Raw genomic sequence first — 17,146 nt, 5'->3', positions numbered from 1 at the left:
GAAGACCTTCTTCACACACGCGGCATGGCTGGATCAGGCTTTCGCCCATTGTCCAATATTCCCCACTGCTGCCTCCCGTAGGAGTCTGGACCGTGTCTCAGTTCCAGTGTGACTGATCATCCTCTCAGACCAGTTACGGATCGTCGCCTTGGTGAGCCATTACCTCACCAACTAGCTAATCCGACCTAGGCTCATCTGATAGCGCAAGGCCCGAAGGTCCCCTGCTTTCTCCCGTAGGACGTATGCGGTATTAGCGTCCGTTTCCGAACGTTATCCCCCACTACCAGGCAGATTCCTAGGTATTACTCACCCGTCCGCCGCTCGCCACCAGGTACAAGTACCCGTGCTGCCGCTCGACTTGCATGTGTTAGGCCTGCCGCCAGCGTTCAATCTGAGCCATGATCAAACTCTTCAGTTCAAACATCTTTGGGTTTTTAAAAAACCCTAAATTTAGCTCAGCAATCGTTGGTTATTCTTTGATTTCTCGCGGAGTAACTGGTGACTGCTGATAATCAGTTGACTTCAGTCTTACGGCACAAGCACCCACACGAATTGCTTGATTCAATTGTTAAAGAGCGGTGGGTTGATTCTTTCGTCTCAACCGAGGCGCGCATTCTACAGCAGCGCCTGTTACTGTCAAGCGGTTATTTCAAACACGTTTCAAAGTTTCCTTTGCAACTTCAACCACTTGCGCTTCGATCAACTTCGCGTCTCTCGTCAGCGGGAGGCGAATTCTACAGCGTTTCAACTCGCTGTCAACTGCCTTTTTTCACCGCTTCCGATCACCGCGATCGAAGCCTCTTCCTCGCTGACAAATCTGGCTAACTCATTGATTAACAAGGAGTTTCCGTTTCATCTGCTCCGGAAGAGGTGCGAATTATAGGCCCAGGAAAAGTTACGTCAAGACTTAATCGCAGCTTATTCCAAATTAAGCGTAATTCGCCCGAAAGACTTCTTCCCTGCCTGACAAACGTGGGTCGCACCGAGTTTGAAGACGAACCCGCGATCCACAACCTCACCATCTATACGCACCCCGCCAGAAGCCAGAAGATCCCGTGCGACTGCCGAGTTCTTGACTAACCCTGCCTTATTAAGAACAGCAGCAATGGGCATGTCTTCCGAACCGGCGATGCCGATCTCGGGCAAGTCATCAGGAAGCTCTCCGTCCTTCATGCGGTTACCCGCGGAGCGATGAGCAGAGGCGGCCGCCTCACCTCCATGGAAACGCGCAACGATCTCTTCGGCCAGCTTGATTTTAATGTCGCGAGGATTGGAGCCTGCTTCAACGTCCGCCTTAAAGCCATTGATCTCTTCCATAGAAAGGAAGCTCAACAATTCAAAGTAGCGCCACATCAGCGCATCAGGAATGGAGACCAGCTTGCTATACATGATGCCCGGCGCTTCTTGGATCCCAACATAGTTACCCAGGGACTTGGACATCTTCTTCACGCCGTCCAGTCCTTCCAATAAAGGCATGGTCAGAATGCATTGCGCTTCTTGGCCGTAGGCGCGCTGCAGCTCGCGCCCCATCAGCAGATTGAATTTCTGATCGGTACCGCCCAGCTCGACATCGGCACGCAACGCTACGGAGTCATACCCCTGCACCAGCGGATACATGAACTCATGGATAGCAATGGGCTGATTAGTCGAATAACGCTTATGGAAGTCATCCCGCTCAAGCATCCGCGCCACGGTGTACTGGGAAGATAGGCGGATGAAATCGGCAGAACTCATTTGATCCATCCAGGTGGAGTTGAATGCCACCTCGGTCTTTGCCGGATCAAGAATTTTGAAGACTTGGGTTTTATAGGTCTCAGCGTTGGACAACACTTGCTCCCGCGTCAGCGGAGGCCGCGTTGCGCTTTTGCCGCTCGGATCGCCAATCATCCCGGTGAAGTCACCAATCAGGAAAATAACCTGATGACCCAACTCCTGAAACTGGCGCAGCTTATTAATAAGCACGGTATGACCCAAGTGCAGATCAGGTGCCGTAGGATCGAACCCTGCCTTGATTCGCAGTGGCTGACCACGCTTAAGCTTTTCGACCAGTTCTGACTCGACCAGGAGTTCATCTGCACCGCGCTTGATCAGCGCTAGCTGCTCTTCAACCGATTTCATGACAGCCCCGTTATGGCTCATTTCAAATGGGCACCAACCATACAAGATCAGTGTTCAATTACAAGTTTTGCCCAGCGAAGGTTGACGAATAGGGCATTGATCCATTCGCAGGGTTGCTTCGGATACGATTTGGTTATATTTTATACAGTTATTTCATCTTCATCATGTCATTCATCTTTTCCAATTCATCTTTTCAAAGTCAAAATTACCTATGATTAATACAACGCCTAAAGCGCCCCCGCTTTATCCGAAGAGCCACCTGCTTGCTGCCAGCGGTATCGCCGCACTGCTTAGCTTGGCGCTTCTGGTCTTCCCGTCAAGCGACGTTGAAGCCAAAAAAACCACACGAAACCACGACCTCGAAACGTCTGCAGATCAACTGACAGAACAACAAGACGCTCAAGATCCGCTCCAAGCCACACCTGAACCTAGCGCGTCACCATTCGCCCAGATAGAAAACAGCGCCAACGAACCTCAAGAAAATGCTGAAGCGGCGCAAACCACTCGCCTCTCCGTCGCCAAGAATCCAGGTCACAAAGAAGTTATCGTCTCCAAGGGCGACACCCTATCGACGCTTTTCGAAAGGGTCGGGCTCCCTGCTGGCGCGGTGCATGAAGTACTGGCCAGCGACAAACAAGCCAAGCAATTCAGCCAACTGAAGCGCGGCCAAATATTGCAATTTGAATTGAGCCCGGACGGCCAGCTCGAACAACTGCACAGCAAGGTCAGTGACCTAGAAAGCATCAGCCTGGCCAAGACCGATAAAGGCTATTCATTCAGTCGCGAAATTACCAAACCCACTATACGCACAGCCTATGCGCACGGCGTCATCAACAGCTCTCTGTCCCTTTCCGCTCAACGCGCCGGCTTATCCCATAGCATGACCATGGACATGGCCAGCGTTTTTGGCTACGACATCGACTTCGCGCAAGATATTCGCCAAGGTGATGAGTTTGATGTGATCTATGAACAGAAAGTTGTAAATGGCAAGACCGTCGGTAACGGCAATATCGTTTCCGCACGATTCACCAACCGTGGAAAAAGCTACACCGCGATCCGGTACACCAATAAACAAGGCAACACCAATTACTACACGGCTGAAGGCAACAGCATGCGGAAAGCATTTATCCGCACTCCGGTGGATTTCGCACGGATTAGTTCGTTGTTCTCCATGGGTCGCAAGCACCCTATTTTGAACAAGATTCGCGCGCACCAAGGCGTCGACTACGCCGCTCCCCGTGGTACGCCAATCAAGGCGACCGGTGATGGAAAAGTTTTGCTGGCCGGACGAAAGGGCGGTTACGGTAATACGGTAATCCTTCAACATGGCGAGACTTACCGAACGCTTTACGGTCATATGCAGGGATTTGCCAAAGGCATACAGGCCGGTGCTAACGTCAAGCAAGGTCAGATAATTGGCTATATTGGTACCACCGGCTTATCGACTGGACCACACTTGCATTACGAGTTTCAGGTCAACGGGGTTCACGTCGACCCGCTAGGTCAGAAACTGCCGATGGCCGATCCGATTGCTAAAGCTGAAAAACAACGTTTCCTGCAGCAAAGTCAGCCATTGATGGCGCGTATGGACCAGGAAAAGGCCACCATGCTGGCCTCCAGCAAGAGATAAAAAATGGCGCTATATATAGGTGTGATGTCTGGAACCAGCCTCGATGGGTTGGATATCGCTCTTATTGAGCAAGGTGACCGCCCAACGTTATTGGCAACTCACTACATCCCCATGCCGGAAGACCTGCGCGCTGAGCTTCTAAGTTTGTGCGCCAGTAGCACAGACGAACTCGCCCGCGCAGCGATCGCCGAGCAAAAATGGGTACGCTTGGCCGCCCAAGGTGTTCTGACCCTACTCGAACAAGAGCAGCGTTCTCCTGGAGAGATTCGCGCTATTGGAAGTCATGGCCAGACCATCCGACATGAGCCCGCTCGCGGCTTCACTATTCAGATTGGTAACCCTGCACTGCTCGCCGAACTGACTGAAATCACTGTGGTCAGTGACTTTCGTCGCCGGGATGTCGCCGCCGGCGGACAGGGGGCACCGCTGGTCCCTGCGTTTCACGAAGCGCTGTTCGATAAACCCCTCGGCACGCCGCAAGACCATAGAGCCGTACTCAACATCGGCGGCTTTAGTAACCTGAGTCTGATCGAACCTGACAGACCAGTTGCTGGCTTCGATTGTGGTCCGGGTAACGTCTTGATCGATGCGTGGATACAGACGCAGCGCGGCCTGAATTACGATCAGGACGGTGCATGGGCCGCGAGCGGACAGGTTGAACCTGCATTGCTGCAATCGCTGCTCAGCGACCCTTTCTTTTTAACCCAAGGTCCAAAAAGTACGGGCCGCGAGGTTTTCAACCTCAGCTGGTTGCAACACCACTTGTTTCAACTGCCAAGCTTCCCGCCAGAAAACATTCAAGCAACGTTGACCGAACTGACCGCATTAACGATTACTCAATCGCTACAGATCGCTCAAGCCGTTACTGACGAGTTGTTGATTTGCGGGGGTGGCGCGCATAACGCCACCCTGATGGCGAGACTTGCTGCATTGTTGCCCAATACCAAAGTCAGCAGCACCGCGCTGTATGGCGTGGATCCAGATTGGGTCGAGGCCATGGCGTTTGCCTGGCTGGCGCATTGCTGCCTAGAAGGCGTACCCGCCAACCGTCCGACAGTGACGGGTGCCCGGGGCTTGCGCGTACTCGGCGCCATTTACCCAGCCTGACGCACACAGCAAAACGCCGCACGTCAGTGCGGCGCATCTTCAATTACAAACCCTGCTACCCATCGATAAATCAGACCGAAAATGACGAGCCGCAACCGCAAGTGGTGGAAGCATTCGGGTTTTTAATCACAAAGCGGGATCCTTCCAAGCCTTCCTGATAGTCCACTTCTGCGCCTGCCAAATATTGGAAGCTCATAGGATCAACAACCAGGCTCACGCCGTCACGCTCAACAATAGTGTCGTCATCAGCAATGTCTTCATCGAACGTGAAGCCATACTGGAAACCTGAGCAGCCACCACCGGTTACGAATACGCGCAGTTTAAGGCGATCATTGCCCTCTTCATCGACCAAAGTCTTCACCTTGTGCGCTGCACCGGGTGTGAACTCTAATGCCGTTGGCGTGAAGGTTTCGACGCTCATGCTAATTATCTCCCGGCGCTATGCCGCAATAATGCGTAATGACGCGCATTATCCTCTTACCCTAGTAAATCGGTCAACTATTGTAAGAGGGCAGCGGCGAACTGTAAGCCTCAAGCTGCAAGAGGTTTCATGCTCACTTGAAGCTTGAAGCTTGAAGCTTGAAGCTGCCCTTAGGGCAACATCCCCGCATGGGACAGGCCGAGGCGCTCGTCGAGCCCGAACATGATGTTCATGTTTTGCACAGCCTGGCCCGAAGCGCCCTTCACGAGATTGTCGATTACCGATAACACCACGACGATGTCGCCGCCCTGCGGACGATGCACGGCGATGCGGCAGACATTGGCACCTCTTACGCTACGGGTTTCGGGATGGCTACCCGCAGGCATCACGTCAACAAAGGGTTCGTTGGCATAACGTTTTTCGAACAGCGCCTGCAAATCAACTGACTTATCGACCACAGTCGCATAAAGCGTCGAGTGAATGCCGCGAATCATTGGCGTCAAGTGCGGCACGAAGGTCAAACCGACATCACCGCCAGCCGCCCTGCGCAGACCTTGGGTGATTTCTGGCAAATGACGATGCCCCTTAACCGCATAGGCCTTGAAGCTTTCACTGGCCTCAGCGTACAGAGACCCAACGCTCAGACCACGACCCGCACCGCTCACGCCAGACTTACAGTCGGCGATCAACCGGGAATTGTCTGCCAGGCCCGCTTCAAGCAGCGGCAAGAAACCCAACTGGGTCGCCGTTGGATAGCAGCCGGGCACTGCGATCAAACGCGCGGTTTTGATCCGCTCGCGATTGACCTCTGGGAGCCCATATACCGCTTCTTCAAGCAATTGAGGAGCGCCGTGAGGTTGCCCGTACCACTTGGCCCATTCGTCAGCATCCTGCAAACGGAAATCCGCCGAAAGGTCGATGACCTTAGTGCCGGCCTTCAGCAGTTCGCCTGCCAGTGCATGAGCCACGCCGTGCGGTGTCGAGAAAAATACAACATCGCAGGCGCCCAACGTTTCAACATCCGGAACACTGAAGGTCAAACCGTCATAATGGCCTCGCAGGTTCGGGTACAGGTCGGCTACAGGCAACCCCGCCTCAGAGCGAGAAGTGATAACCACCACCTCGGCTTGTGGATGCTGTGCCAACAGACGCAGCAGCTCGACCCCGGTGTAACCCGTGCCGCCGACGATTCCGACCTTGACCATAAATCTGCCCCTTCAACGAACCTACTGGAAAGCCGTCGATGATATGGGCGTTGAGCGCGTGCGACAACCGCGAAGGTGACGTAAGGCCGCTCATGCCACTACTATTTGGCCACCGTGAATCCTGGAAAAAACCCAATATGCTCTATCTATGGCTTAAAGCGTTCCACATCGTCTCAATCGTTTGCTGGTTTGCAGGGCTGTTTTACCTGCCACGATTGTTCGTCTACCACTCCTTGAGCGAAGACGCTGTCAGCCGTGAGCGCTTCTGCATCATGGAGCGCAAGCTGTACCGGGGCATCATGGGGCCAGCGATGATTGCAACCTTGGTGTTCGGAATCTGGTTGATCAGCCTCAACCCAAGCGGTTACTTCAGCCAAGGCTGGATGCATGCCAAGCTCACATTGGTCGTGCTGTTGATCGGCTATCACCACGTGTGCGGCGCCCAAGTAAAACGTTTCGCCCGGGGCGAGAATGGCCGCAGCCATGTGTATTACCGCTGGTTCAATGAAATCCCGGTCCTGATATTGCTCGCTATCGTCATACTCGTGGTGGTCAGGCCTTTCTAATCAACAGCTGGATAAGGGGTACTGCTTATGTCACTGCCAACGCTGCTTGAACATCGTTTGCGCCTACCCGTCGTGGTCGCACCGATGTTTCTGATTTCCAATCCGCAACTGGTCTTGGCGTGCTGCCGCAATGGTGTCGTGGGAAGTTTTCCTGCGCTGAACCAACGAGAAAGCAGCGGCTTCAAGGCGTGGCTGGAGGAAATTGATGCAGGGCTGGCAGGGCTTGATAACGCCGCGCCCTACGCCGTCAACCTAATCGTGCACAACAGTAATCCACGGCTGCAGGCCGACCTGGACATTTGCGTTGAGCACAAAGTACCCGTCATCATTACCAGTCTTGGCGCCGTTAAGGAGTTGGTCGATGCGGTGCACGGCTACGGTGGACTGGTGTTTCACGACGTAACAACGCGGCGTCACGCAGAAAAAGCCGCCGACGCTGGTGTTGATGGTTTGATCGCCGTCGCGGCAGGCGCTGGCGGGCATGCGGGCACCTGGAGCCCATTTTCATTGATCGCTGAAATTCGCCAATTCTTCGATAGAACAGTACTGCTGGCGGGCTGCCTTAATCACGGCCACGAGATACTCGCCGCCCAATTACTCGGCGCCGACCTTGCCTACTTCGGCACACGCTTTATCGCCACCCGCGAAAGCCATGCGCCTGATGCCTACAAAGAAATGTTGATGGCCTCAAAAGCCGCCGATATTGTGCACACCGCCGCAGTCTCCGGGGTACCTGCCAGCTTCATGCGGCAGAGCCTGGAAAGAGCCGGCTTCGACCTTGCCGCCCTAAAAGAGAACGTCGAGACCGGTGCAGGCGCTAAACTCAAGCCCCTAACCGACGAAGCGAAGGCTTGGAAAACCGTATGGTCTGCGGGTCAAGGGGTCGGTGAAATCAACGACCTGCCCGACGTCAATGAACTGATTGCGCGCCTGGATGCCGAATATCGCACCGCACAAACTCGGTCGATCGAACTGGCAAAGCATTGGCCGCGCTAGCCACTTGCCCCATCAATAGCCATCCGTCCACCGTAAGGACCTGGCGCACTACCAGACAAGGAAGCCAAGCATGGCCGACCCGCACTTCAAGATCATCTTCAACGGGCAATTACGCAACGGTGTCGAAAGAGAGACCGCCTCGTTAAACCTGACGGAGCTGTTCAAAAGTGATGCGTCGATTGTGGAAAAGCTATTCAGCGGTCGAGCGGCCACGCTCAAACACGGCCTGTCCCATGAACAGGCCCTGCGCTACTTGGAGGCGCTGCATGAGGCGGGCGTGGAAGCGCACATCGAAGTTGAATCCCCCGTCAGCGCAACGTCGGACGATACTCATCAATCACCATCGTACCGACCCCAAATAGAGCCATCACCTTATGCCTCACCTCAGGCGCCGGTTGTTTCGACCCTGGAGGGATTTTCCGAACTGAAAGTTTTCAGCGTTCAAGGGCGGATCGGCCGATTGCGTTACTTGGCCTGGTCCCTTGTGCTGATGGTCTCGATTGGCGTTGCAGCGGCGATATGCGCAGCGCTGATGACAAGCTCGCTGATCGCCGGCGGGCTGCTAACCACCATCGCGGTGGTGGCGTTTATTATCATCAGTGTGCAAATCGGCGCGCAGCGGCTTCACGACGCGGGCTGGTCTGCCTGGCTATTGCTACTCAACATCGTGCCGTTCGTGGGTACGCTGTTTCCAATCCTGATGATGGTCGTCCCCGGTAACGCTGGAGCGAATGAGTACGGTGCACCACAACCGCCGAACAGCAAGACAGTGAAGATTCTTGCCTGCATCTGGTTGCTGATTCTCGCACTGGGCACAGCCGGCTTTTTTGTTGGTGGCCTTGGCCTGTTCGAGAATGAAGTGCAGACCACCGCCAACGAATACGAAAACACGCTGCCCTATGACGACGACAACGACAACGATGCCGCGCAACCCGCCGACAGCACACCGCCCTCTGTAGACTACAAAGACAAATAACGCGCTGACTCGCCCAAGACTGTCACCGGCCTGGATCGAGCGCGCTGCCTGGAGAATCTGCATGACCCGTTACGCTCTGATTACTGGCGCCTCCAGTGGTATCGGCCTGGCGCTGGCCGAAGCCCTGGCACGTCGGGGTCGCAGCCTGATTTTGGTCGCCCGCCGACGTGAAGAGCTGGAAACCATCGCCCTCGAACTGACACAACGCTTCGGGGTGGAAGTGCTGTTTCGCGCGTGCGATCTCGGCGAGCCGCTGCGGCTCTCTGGGTTTCTTTTGGAGCTGGAAGACGGCGAGCGACAGATAGACTTGCTGGTTAATTGCGCCGGGATAGGCACCTGCGGCCCGTTTCTCGCTCAAGAATGGGGTGTTGATCAGGACTTGATCGACGTAAACATTCTGGCCCTCACCCGGCTGTGCCATTGCGTCGGTAACGCCATGGCCGTGCAGGGCGGCGGGCAAATACTGAACGTCGCCTCGGTAGCAGCCTTTCGCCCCGGTCCATGGATGACCAGTTACCATGCGAGCAAAGCCTACGTGCTGAGTTTTTCCGAAGGACTGCGTGAGGAGCTGAAGAACACCGGGGTAAAAATATCAGTGCTCTGCCCTGGTCCGACACGTACGGCGTTTTTTCAAACCGCACAAATGGAGGTGGGCAAGCTTTTCGATGGAAGTCGGATGATGAGCCCTGAAGAGGTCGCGCTGTATGCCGTCCGCGCACTGGCGAAAAATCGCGCAGTGATTATTCCAGGTTTGCGCAATAAGCTGCTGGCCTTTACCCCACGCCTGACGCCACGCTGGCTGACGAGAAAAATAGCCGGCGCGTTCAACAAGGCTCACTGCCCTCGCTAATAGCACTGTGCGTGATCCGTCGGCGTCATTACACTCGCTCACTTATTCAAACGGAGAAATAGCTGTGGAGACTCTGTTCACCAAAATCATCAACAGAGAGATACCGGCGAAGATCATCTACGAAGATGACCAAGTGCTGGCCTTTCATGATATTGCCCCACAAGCACCGGTTCACTTTCTGGTGATTCCGAAAAAAGTGATTCGTACGCTGAACGACGTGACCGAAGAAGATAAAGGTCTGCTAGGCCATATCTTGTTCACCGCTCAACGCTTGGCTAAAGAGCTGGGTTGCGAAGACGGCTTCCGGGTGACGATGAATTGCAATGAGCTGGGCGGACAGACCGTTTATCACATTCACATGCACGTACTGGGTCAGCGCCAGATGCACTGGCCACCGGGCTAATTCAGCTTTTCAATGACTTAGGCTCGCCGGCGTCACAATCCCAGACCCTGGCGGCCTGATCCAGCTCAAGCCGCGCCTGATCGATTCGGGTAGACTGGCTGCCGTGGATTTACCCGGAGGTGCCCATGGCTACCGAACGTCACTACTCGCCTGTTGACCGTCTTCTGTTACAAGCCGATGCCGCAATGCGTACGTTGCTGCCTTTCAGCGCTCAACCGTATCGTCCTTCTCCCGCCATCGTTCAGCCTGATGTGAAGATGAACGACACCGACACCCGGCACGTCGCGGGCCTGATGCGCATTAACCACACCGGCGAAGTCTGTGCGCAGGCGCTGTACCAAGGCCAGGCGCTCACCGCCAAGTTGCCGAAAGTGCGTGCGGCCATGGAGCACGCCGCAGAAGAAGAAATTGACCACTTGGTGTGGTGCGAACAACGCATTCACCAGTTGGGCAGCCACACCAGCATTCTCAACCCGGTGTTTTACGGGCTGTCGTTTGGCATCGGTGCATTGGCCGGTCTGATCAGTGACAAAGTCAGCCTCGGGTTTGTAGCCGCCACCGAAGATCAAGTCTGTAAGCATCTGAATGACCATTTGACGCAATTGCCTGCCGAGGACGAAAAATCCCGAGCCATTCTTGAGCAAATGCGCAACGATGAAGAACATCACGCCCAAAGCGCGCTGGAGGCCGGTGGATTCCGCTTCCCACGACCGATCAAGTTCGGCATGAGTGTGCTTGCCAAAGTCATGACCAAAACCACTTATCGGGTCTAACCGTTTTGTCTGCATAAAAAAGGCGCCTCAACAGGCGCCTTTTTACATCTACTGCGAAGGACTGCCCTTAAGGCTGCATGTTCCGAGCGTAGAAAATTTCCAGCATTTCGTGTTTCACCCGTTCGGTGACCTGATCACGCTGCTCAGTCGACAGGTTGCTGGTCGCATCCCCAAACAAGTAGTTATCCAGTTCGAAGTTCTTGAGCAGCATCTTGGTGTGGAACATATTTTCCTGGTACACGTTCACGTCCGTCAGCTGATAAGCCGAACGCGTATCGTCAGAAAGATAGTTCTGAATCGAGTTGATCTCGTGATCGATGAAGTGCTTCTTACCTTCAATGTCTCGGGTGAAACCGCGAACACGATAATCAACGGTGACGATGTCTGAGTCGAATTGATGAATCAGATAGTTCAGCGCTTTGAGCGGTGAAATTACCCCGCAAGTCGACACGTCGATATCGACACGGAACGTCGCGATGCCGTCAACCGGGTGAATTTCCGGGTAGGTGTGCACCGTGATGTGGCTCTTGTCGAGGTGAGCCAAAATCGTTTCTTTTGGCAGCGGTCCCGGCGACTCTTCGATCTGGCTGTCGGTAGGTGTCACCGGCTGCTCGGAGATCAAAATGGTCACGCTAGCGCCTTGTGGATCGTAATCCTGGCGAGCGATATTGAGGATGTTGGCGCCAATGATATCGACCACATCAGTCAGAATCTGCGTCAGGCGTTCGGCGTCGTACTCACGATTGATGTACTCGACGTATGCCTGCTGGTCCTGCGGGGTTTCCGCATAGCAGATGTCATAGATGTTGAAGCTCAAGGTCTTGGTCAGGTTATTGAACCCGTGGAGCTTGAGTTTGCTTTTCACCGATAAAACTCTCTTTATTTGTGCGGTCGAGCCGCGTAATCAAGCATGCCCGTCAGATAAGAACGTCTCATCTGCGTAGGACGGTTAACACCTCTTCGCGGTGGCGATTTTGGTTGTCTGTTCGGGCGCATCTACAGCCCTGATGGAACGGGCCTTACCCTGAAAAAGGGGCGCATTATGCAGACGTAACAAGCCGTCTGCCAGAGTCTGCGCCGATTTTATGAAATTTGGGTGTCCGTTTAGCCCAGTTCGATGATTTCGTAGTCGTGAGTAATCTCGACGCCAGCGTTACCAAGCATGATCGACGCCGAGCAATATTTCTCAGCCGACAACTCGATGGCCCGCTTAACTTGGGCTTCTTTCAAACCGCGGCCCTTGACCACGAAATGCAGATGAATCTTGGTAAACACCTTTGGGTCTTCGCTGGCGCGCTCGGCTTCAAGAAAAGCTTCGCAGCTTTCGATCGCCTGACGCGACTTCTTCAGGATGCTGACCACGTCAAAATTGCTGCAGCCACCCAGGCCGATCAGCACCATTTCCATGGGCCGAGCGCCTAGGTTACGACCGCCGCTCTCAGGCGCGCCGTCCATCACCACCACATGACCGCTGCCGGATTCACCGAGGAACATGGCTTCGCCAGCCCATTGGATGCGTGCCTTCATCACCAAGACTCCACTGTTAAAAAAGGGTCGCCAGCTTAGCACAGGGCCACCCTTTCGCTGGATCTAGCGCTAAATGCCAAATCCGAATAACGACGTAGGAAATTTCCTAATTCTCGGCGATCTGTCCTGATAAGCTGCGGCAAATCACTGGCGCGGCCGATACCCAAAAGGATGACTCGTGGCGCAGTACTTTTTCGGGATACATGCATGGTCGCTTTAAGCCTTACACCCAAGATCAAGAATCTCGACAAGCTCCTTGCCCATTGTCAGCGCCGTCGGTACGCCGCCAAAAGCAACATCATCTGCGCGGGTGATCGGTCTGACTCGCTGTTCTTCATCATCAAGGGTTCAGTAATGATCATGATCGAAGATGATGAAGGCCGGGAGATGATCGTGGCTTATCTCAACGCGGGAGACTTCCTGGGCGAGCTTGGCTTGTTTGATCAGGTCGGACATGCGATTGAGCGCAGTGCGGGCGTGCGCACCAAGACCGAGTGCGAAGTGGCGGAAATCAGTTACAGCAAGTTCCGTGAAGTCACTCAGCAAGATCCCGACATCCTGTACGCCATCGGCGGCCAAATGGCCGAGCGGCTGCGCAACACCACACGGAAAGTCGGCGATCTGGCATTTCTCGACGTGACCGGCCGTGTCGCTCGTAGCCTGCTGGACTTGTGCAAGCAGCCAGATGCCATGACCCACCCCGACGGCATGCAGATCAAGATTACCCGTCAGGAAATCGGGCGCATTGTGGGCTGTTCAAGGGAGATGGTTGGCCGCGTACTCAAGGCGCTGCAAGAGCAGAACCTGGTAAACGTCAAAGGTAAAACCATGGTGGTGTTTGGCACACGCTGAACGTCCTGATCGACGTTAAAACTCGTCGAGCATTCGTTGATAGCGCCCGGCCAGTTGTTCCAGTACGTCGGCTGCCGGGAAAGCTTCATGCAAGGCGATATGACTTTCAGCCCTTACGCGCTGTGGTTGCTCGCAAATCTGGTTGAACACATTCACCGCAGCGACCATGTCTTCACGTTCGTTATCCAGCAGCAATGCACCATGCACCAGCACTACAGGACGTTGACCACCCTGGCTTTGCCGCCAACGCTGGGCCGTACCCACCATTTTGCGGCCGTCGAGGTTGACGTTAAAACGCCCATCACAAAAAGCGCCCTCCACTTCCCCAACTGACGCCGCGCCACCCAGTGCGATCAACTCGTCGCAGATCGGCTGACACAAACGCACATAGGCGTTTTCGATTCGGTCTCGATCGTTGTCGCTGCGCGGCTGGGCGTACACCAATGCGATGTTCACCGTAGCGTGGGATTGCGGGACAGGCTCGCCACCGCTTTCACGCAGCAGAATCGGCCAGCCGAGGTCTGCCAAGGCTTCGGTAGCCGCATCGAAACCCACGAGGCGGCTCATTCGACGCGGCATCACCAAGGCGCGATCAGTCGGTCGCCAGAACAGCAAACCGAATTCGGCTTCGCCCGCACACACCGAGGCGAGCAAGTCTTGTTCGGCTTTAAGGCCTTCGGCAACGGTGGTTGGAATGACGGGGTTGTTCATGCGAATTTCCTAGTGCTTGTCACATCGTCTTCGCGAGTAACTCGCACACAGAGATACCTGTTTTCCGTGGGAGCGAATTCATTCGCGAATGGCATCACGCAGTCTCTGAATTAATTACTAATCAACGGCCCACGCTCAGGAAAAAACAGTCGCTGCAATTCAGCCCCCGGATGTTCTGCACGCATGAACGTTTCTCCCACCAGGAACGAATACACCTCGCTGATTTCCATGAGCTCGACGTCCGCACGGTTGAGGATACCGCTCTCGGTGATAACCAAACGATCACGAGGAATACGCGGCAGCAGGTCCAGCGTATTTTCCAGGCTCACTTCAAACGTGTGCAGATTTCGGTTGTTAACGCCCACCAGCGGCGTGTCCAAGGTCTTGAGCGCCCGCTCCAGCTCGTCGAGGTCATGCACTTCGACCAAAACGTCCAGACCCACGCTTTTAGCGACGGCGGCCAGTTCGGCCATCTTCGCGTCTTCCAGCGCAGCAACGATCAGCAATACGCAGTCAGCACCCAGGGCACGGGCTTCGATGATCTGGTACGGATCGATCATGAAGTCTTTGCGAATCACCGGCAGGGAGCACGCCGCGCGGGCTTGTTGCAAATACACGTCGGCGCCCTGAAAGAAATCGACGTCGGTCAGCACCGACAGGCACGTAGCGCCACCGGCCTGATAGCTCTTGGCGATTTCCGCTGGAAAGAACTTTTCGCGGATCACGCCTTTGCTCGGCGACGCTTTCTTTATTTCGGCAATGACCGCAGGTTGTTTCTTCTTCGCCTGCTTGATCAGCGCATTGGCGAAACCCCGTGGCGCATCGGCCAACGCCGCTTGGCGCTCTAGCTCAGCGAGACTGACCAAAGCGCTGCGCGCGGCGATTTCTTCGACCTTTCGGGCGAGAATCTTTTCCAGAACCGTCGGCACACTCATCCTTCGTTCTCCTGTCTGAATACCGCAGTAAAGGCACCCAACTCTTCCAGTTTTTCCCGGGCCAGCCCGGTGTGCAGCGCATCGTGGGCCAGCTCTACGCCTTGTTTCAGCGTGTAGGCATGATCCGCCGCATAGAGCGCGGCGCCGGCATTGAGGACGATCATTTCGGCGGCTTTCTGACCGTTTTCAGTCTTGCGCCGACCCAATGCATCGCGAATCAACTCCAGCGAAGCAGCCGGGCTTTCCACGGTCAGGCCAAACAGACTTTGGCTTTTAATGCCCAGGTCTTCCGGCTGCACCCAATATTCGGTGATCTCGCCATTCTTCAGCTCGGCGACAAAAGTCGGTGCTGCCAAACTGAATTCATCCAGACCGTCTTGAGAGTGCACGACCAAGACATGCTTGCTGCCCATGCGCGACAACACTTCGGCCAACGGCCGGCATAACGCTTGGCTGAACACCCCAACCACCTGATGGCGGACACCAGCCGGATTCGTAAGCGGGCCGAGCATATTAAACAGGGTGCGCAGACCGAGGTCGCGTCGTGGGCCAGCAGCGAACTTCATCGCGCGGTGGTGGGACTGAGCGAACATGAAACCAATGCCAACGCTATCAATGCAGCGAGCGACTTGCACCGGGGTCAAGTTCAGATAAATGCCAGCCGCTTCGAGCAAATCAGCGCTGCCGCTTTTGCCGGATACTGCGCGGTTACCGTGTTTGGCCACCGTACAACCCGCTGCCGCAACCACAAACGCCGAGGCGGTGGAGACGTTAAAAATATTGGCGCCATCGCCGCCGGTGCCGACCACATCGACCACACCGTCGAGAGTCTTGAGTTCAACCTTGTCGGCCAACTCACGCATAACGGTGACCGCGCCGACGATCTCGTCGATGCTTTCGCTCTTCATGCGCATGGCCATCATGAATGCGCCGATCTGCGCCTCAGTGCATTGGCCGGTCATGATTTCACGCATGACGTCGCGCATTTCTTCCGTGCTCAAATCCAGCTGGTTAACGATACGACCCAGCGCGCCTTTGATATCCATAGCCATAACCTTACTCATAACCTTGAAGCCTCTTAAACCTGGCGAGTGCCGCCGGTTTGTTTGAGGAAGTTGGCGAACAGCTCATGGCCCTGCTCGGTCAGAATCGATTCGGGGTGGAATTGCACCCCTTCGACATTCAGCGTCTTGTGGCGCAAGCCCATGATTTCATCAACCGAGCCGTCTTGGAGTTCGGTCCATGCCGTCAACTCAAGGCACGCGGGCAATGTCTCGCGTTTGACCACCAGCGAGTGGTAACGGGTGACCGTCAACGGATGATTCAAGCCTTCGAACACACCAAGGTCTTCATGGATCACCGGACTGGTCTTGCCATGCATCACCTGCCGAGCACGCACCACGTCACCGCCAAACGCCTGACCAATGGCCTGATGCCCGAGACAAACACCGAGCAATGGCAACTTGCCGGCGAAGTGTTTGATCACTTCCAGCGAAACGCCCGCTTCAGTTGGGGTACAGGGGCCAGGGGAAACCACGATGCGTTCGGGGTTCAAGGCTTCAATTTCGGCAATAGTCAGCTCGTCGTTGCGGATCACTTTGACCTCTGCACCCAACTCACCCAGGTATTGCACGACGTTATAGGTAAACGAATCGTAGTTATCGATCATCAGCAGCATGTGATTAACCTCTTGAAGTACTGACTTTTAAAGCAACCCCTGGACGTTATCCGCTGGCTCGGCGCATGCACGCTGGTCACTGAAATCCATCCAGCGCAGGTGCTTTGGCAAGTCAATCGAAGGGCTGTAGGTACAAGTCCGGCGTGGCCGGGAGGACACAGTCAGGCGCGCCAACGCCAACGGGCGTGAGCCTTGATAACGCGCATCAAGAATTTACTGACGATTAACAATGGAGGAGGTCTCATTTTCATACGTCCGGGCACATTAGCTTACCCAAGCACCGGGTGCAATATCGCCGTAGTGACGGGCCATTGAGCATTTAGCAACGACGTGAGGCGCAAGGCGGCCAAAGCTTTGCTACTTTCGTAGAGGTATAACTAAAACAACGACAAAAGGGG

18 protein-coding genes and 1 rRNA gene (1 of these 19 running past the window's edge) are annotated in these 17,146 nt (G+C 55.0%); 9 read left to right on the top strand and 10 right to left on the bottom strand.

Features of this window, described 5'->3' with window-relative positions:
• Positions 1-418: ribosomal RNA gene (locus RHM59_RS19245) — 16S ribosomal RNA — on the bottom strand; it reaches 1,121 nt to the left of the window's first position.
• A gap of 500 nt (positions 419-918) precedes the next feature.
• Positions 919-2,118: a tyrosine--tRNA ligase gene (tyrS, locus tag RHM59_RS19240; RefSeq protein WP_322285226.1), complete on the bottom strand. Its 1,200-nt coding sequence runs from the start codon at positions 2,116-2,118 to the stop codon at positions 919-921.
• Between the two features lie 211 nt (positions 2,119-2,329).
• On the opposite strand from tyrS, the gene RHM59_RS19235 reads away from it, so the two are divergent.
• A complete protein-coding gene (locus RHM59_RS19235; protein WP_322285225.1) occupies positions 2,330-3,748 on the top strand; it encodes a peptidoglycan DD-metalloendopeptidase family protein in 1,419 nt (472 codons plus the stop codon).
• Between the two features lie 3 nt (positions 3,749-3,751).
• Complete coding sequence (locus tag RHM59_RS19230) at positions 3,752-4,855, top strand: anhydro-N-acetylmuramic acid kinase (RefSeq protein ID WP_322166348.1); 1,104 nt, start codon at positions 3,752-3,754, stop codon at positions 4,853-4,855.
• Between the two features lie 70 nt (positions 4,856-4,925).
• On the opposite strand, the gene erpA is transcribed toward RHM59_RS19230, so the two are convergent.
• Entirely contained in the window at positions 4,926-5,276 is a 351-nt protein-coding gene (erpA, locus tag RHM59_RS19225) for an iron-sulfur cluster insertion protein ErpA (RefSeq protein ID WP_322166349.1), read from the bottom strand.
• Between the two features lie 170 nt (positions 5,277-5,446).
• Positions 5,447-6,481 (bottom strand): N-acetyl-gamma-glutamyl-phosphate reductase, encoded by a 1,035-nt coding sequence (gene argC, locus RHM59_RS19220; RefSeq protein WP_322166350.1) that lies wholly within the window; start codon positions 6,479-6,481, stop codon positions 5,447-5,449.
• Positions 6,482-6,618: 137 nt separating this feature from the next.
• Between argC and hemJ the strand changes: the two genes are divergently transcribed.
• From hemJ to coq7, 6 genes are all read left to right on the top strand, one after another.
• Complete coding sequence (gene hemJ / locus RHM59_RS19215) at positions 6,619-7,047, top strand: protoporphyrinogen oxidase HemJ (protein WP_322171188.1); 429 nt, start codon at positions 6,619-6,621, stop codon at positions 7,045-7,047.
• 27 nt (positions 7,048-7,074) lie between these two features.
• Positions 7,075-8,043 carry a nitronate monooxygenase family protein gene (locus tag RHM59_RS19210; RefSeq protein WP_322285224.1) on the top strand — a complete coding sequence of 323 codons (969 nt, stop codon included), beginning with the start codon at positions 7,075-7,077 and terminating at the stop codon, positions 8,041-8,043.
• Positions 8,044-8,113: 70 nt separating this feature from the next.
• Positions 8,114-9,019 carry a DUF805 domain-containing protein gene (locus tag RHM59_RS19205; protein ID WP_322285223.1) on the top strand — a complete coding sequence of 302 codons (906 nt, stop codon included), beginning with the start codon at positions 8,114-8,116 and terminating at the stop codon, positions 9,017-9,019.
• A 61-nt stretch (positions 9,020-9,080) separates the two neighbouring features.
• A complete protein-coding gene (locus tag RHM59_RS19200) occupies positions 9,081-9,869 on the top strand; it encodes an SDR family oxidoreductase (RefSeq protein WP_322285222.1) in 789 nt (262 codons plus the stop codon).
• A 64-nt stretch (positions 9,870-9,933) separates the two neighbouring features.
• Positions 9,934-10,272, top strand: a complete 339-nt coding sequence (locus RHM59_RS19195; RefSeq protein ID WP_322166354.1) for a histidine triad nucleotide-binding protein — start codon at positions 9,934-9,936, stop codon at positions 10,270-10,272.
• A 125-nt stretch (positions 10,273-10,397) separates the two neighbouring features.
• Positions 10,398-11,045: a 2-polyprenyl-3-methyl-6-methoxy-1,4-benzoquinone monooxygenase gene (coq7, locus tag RHM59_RS19190; protein ID WP_322166355.1), complete on the top strand. Its 648-nt coding sequence runs from the start codon at positions 10,398-10,400 to the stop codon at positions 11,043-11,045.
• 67 nt (positions 11,046-11,112) lie between these two features.
• On the opposite strand, the gene speD is transcribed toward coq7, so the two are convergent.
• Together speD and RHM59_RS19180 are read right to left on the bottom strand one after the other, a co-directional pair.
• Positions 11,113-11,910, bottom strand: coding sequence for an adenosylmethionine decarboxylase (speD, locus tag RHM59_RS19185; RefSeq protein ID WP_322166356.1), 798 nt, complete (start codon positions 11,908-11,910; stop codon positions 11,113-11,115).
• 239 nt (positions 11,911-12,149) lie between these two features.
• Entirely contained in the window at positions 12,150-12,572 is a 423-nt protein-coding gene (locus RHM59_RS19180) for an OsmC family protein (protein ID WP_322166357.1), read from the bottom strand.
• 207 nt (positions 12,573-12,779) lie between these two features.
• On the opposite strand from RHM59_RS19180, the gene crp reads away from it, so the two are divergent.
• The gene (gene crp, locus RHM59_RS19175; protein WP_322166358.1) at positions 12,780-13,424 is read left to right on the top strand and encodes a cAMP-activated global transcriptional regulator CRP; all 645 of its coding nucleotides are present in this window, start codon (positions 12,780-12,782) and stop codon (positions 13,422-13,424) included.
• 15 nt (positions 13,425-13,439) lie between these two features.
• On the opposite strand, the gene RHM59_RS19170 is transcribed toward crp, so the two are convergent.
• The 4 genes from RHM59_RS19170 to RHM59_RS19155 all read right to left on the bottom strand — a co-directional run bounded on the left by RHM59_RS19170 (position 13,440) and on the right by RHM59_RS19155 (position 16,748).
• A complete protein-coding gene (locus RHM59_RS19170) occupies positions 13,440-14,135 on the bottom strand; it encodes a lipoate--protein ligase family protein (protein ID WP_322285221.1) in 696 nt (231 codons plus the stop codon).
• 110 nt (positions 14,136-14,245) lie between these two features.
• On the bottom strand, positions 14,246-15,070 hold the full coding sequence (trpC, locus tag RHM59_RS19165; RefSeq protein ID WP_322285220.1) for an indole-3-glycerol phosphate synthase TrpC: 825 nt from the start codon (positions 15,068-15,070) through the stop codon (positions 14,246-14,248).
• Positions 15,067-16,116: an anthranilate phosphoribosyltransferase gene (gene trpD / locus RHM59_RS19160; RefSeq protein WP_322286727.1), complete on the bottom strand. Its 1,050-nt coding sequence runs from the start codon at positions 16,114-16,116 to the stop codon at positions 15,067-15,069. The genes trpC and trpD overlap by 4 nt, the downstream gene beginning before the upstream one ends.
• A 32-nt stretch (positions 16,117-16,148) precedes the next feature.
• Entirely contained in the window at positions 16,149-16,748 is a 600-nt protein-coding gene (locus tag RHM59_RS19155; protein ID WP_322166361.1) for an aminodeoxychorismate/anthranilate synthase component II, read from the bottom strand.
• Positions 16,749-17,146: the final 398 nt, after the last annotated feature.

It is taken from the genome of Pseudomonas sp. MH10 (assembly GCF_034353045.1).
In the GTDB taxonomy this organism is placed as follows: Bacteria; Pseudomonadota; Gammaproteobacteria; order Pseudomonadales; family Pseudomonadaceae; genus Aquipseudomonas.
Note: the sequence above shows the minus strand (reverse complement) of the source record. Positions and strands in the feature narration are given on the sequence as shown.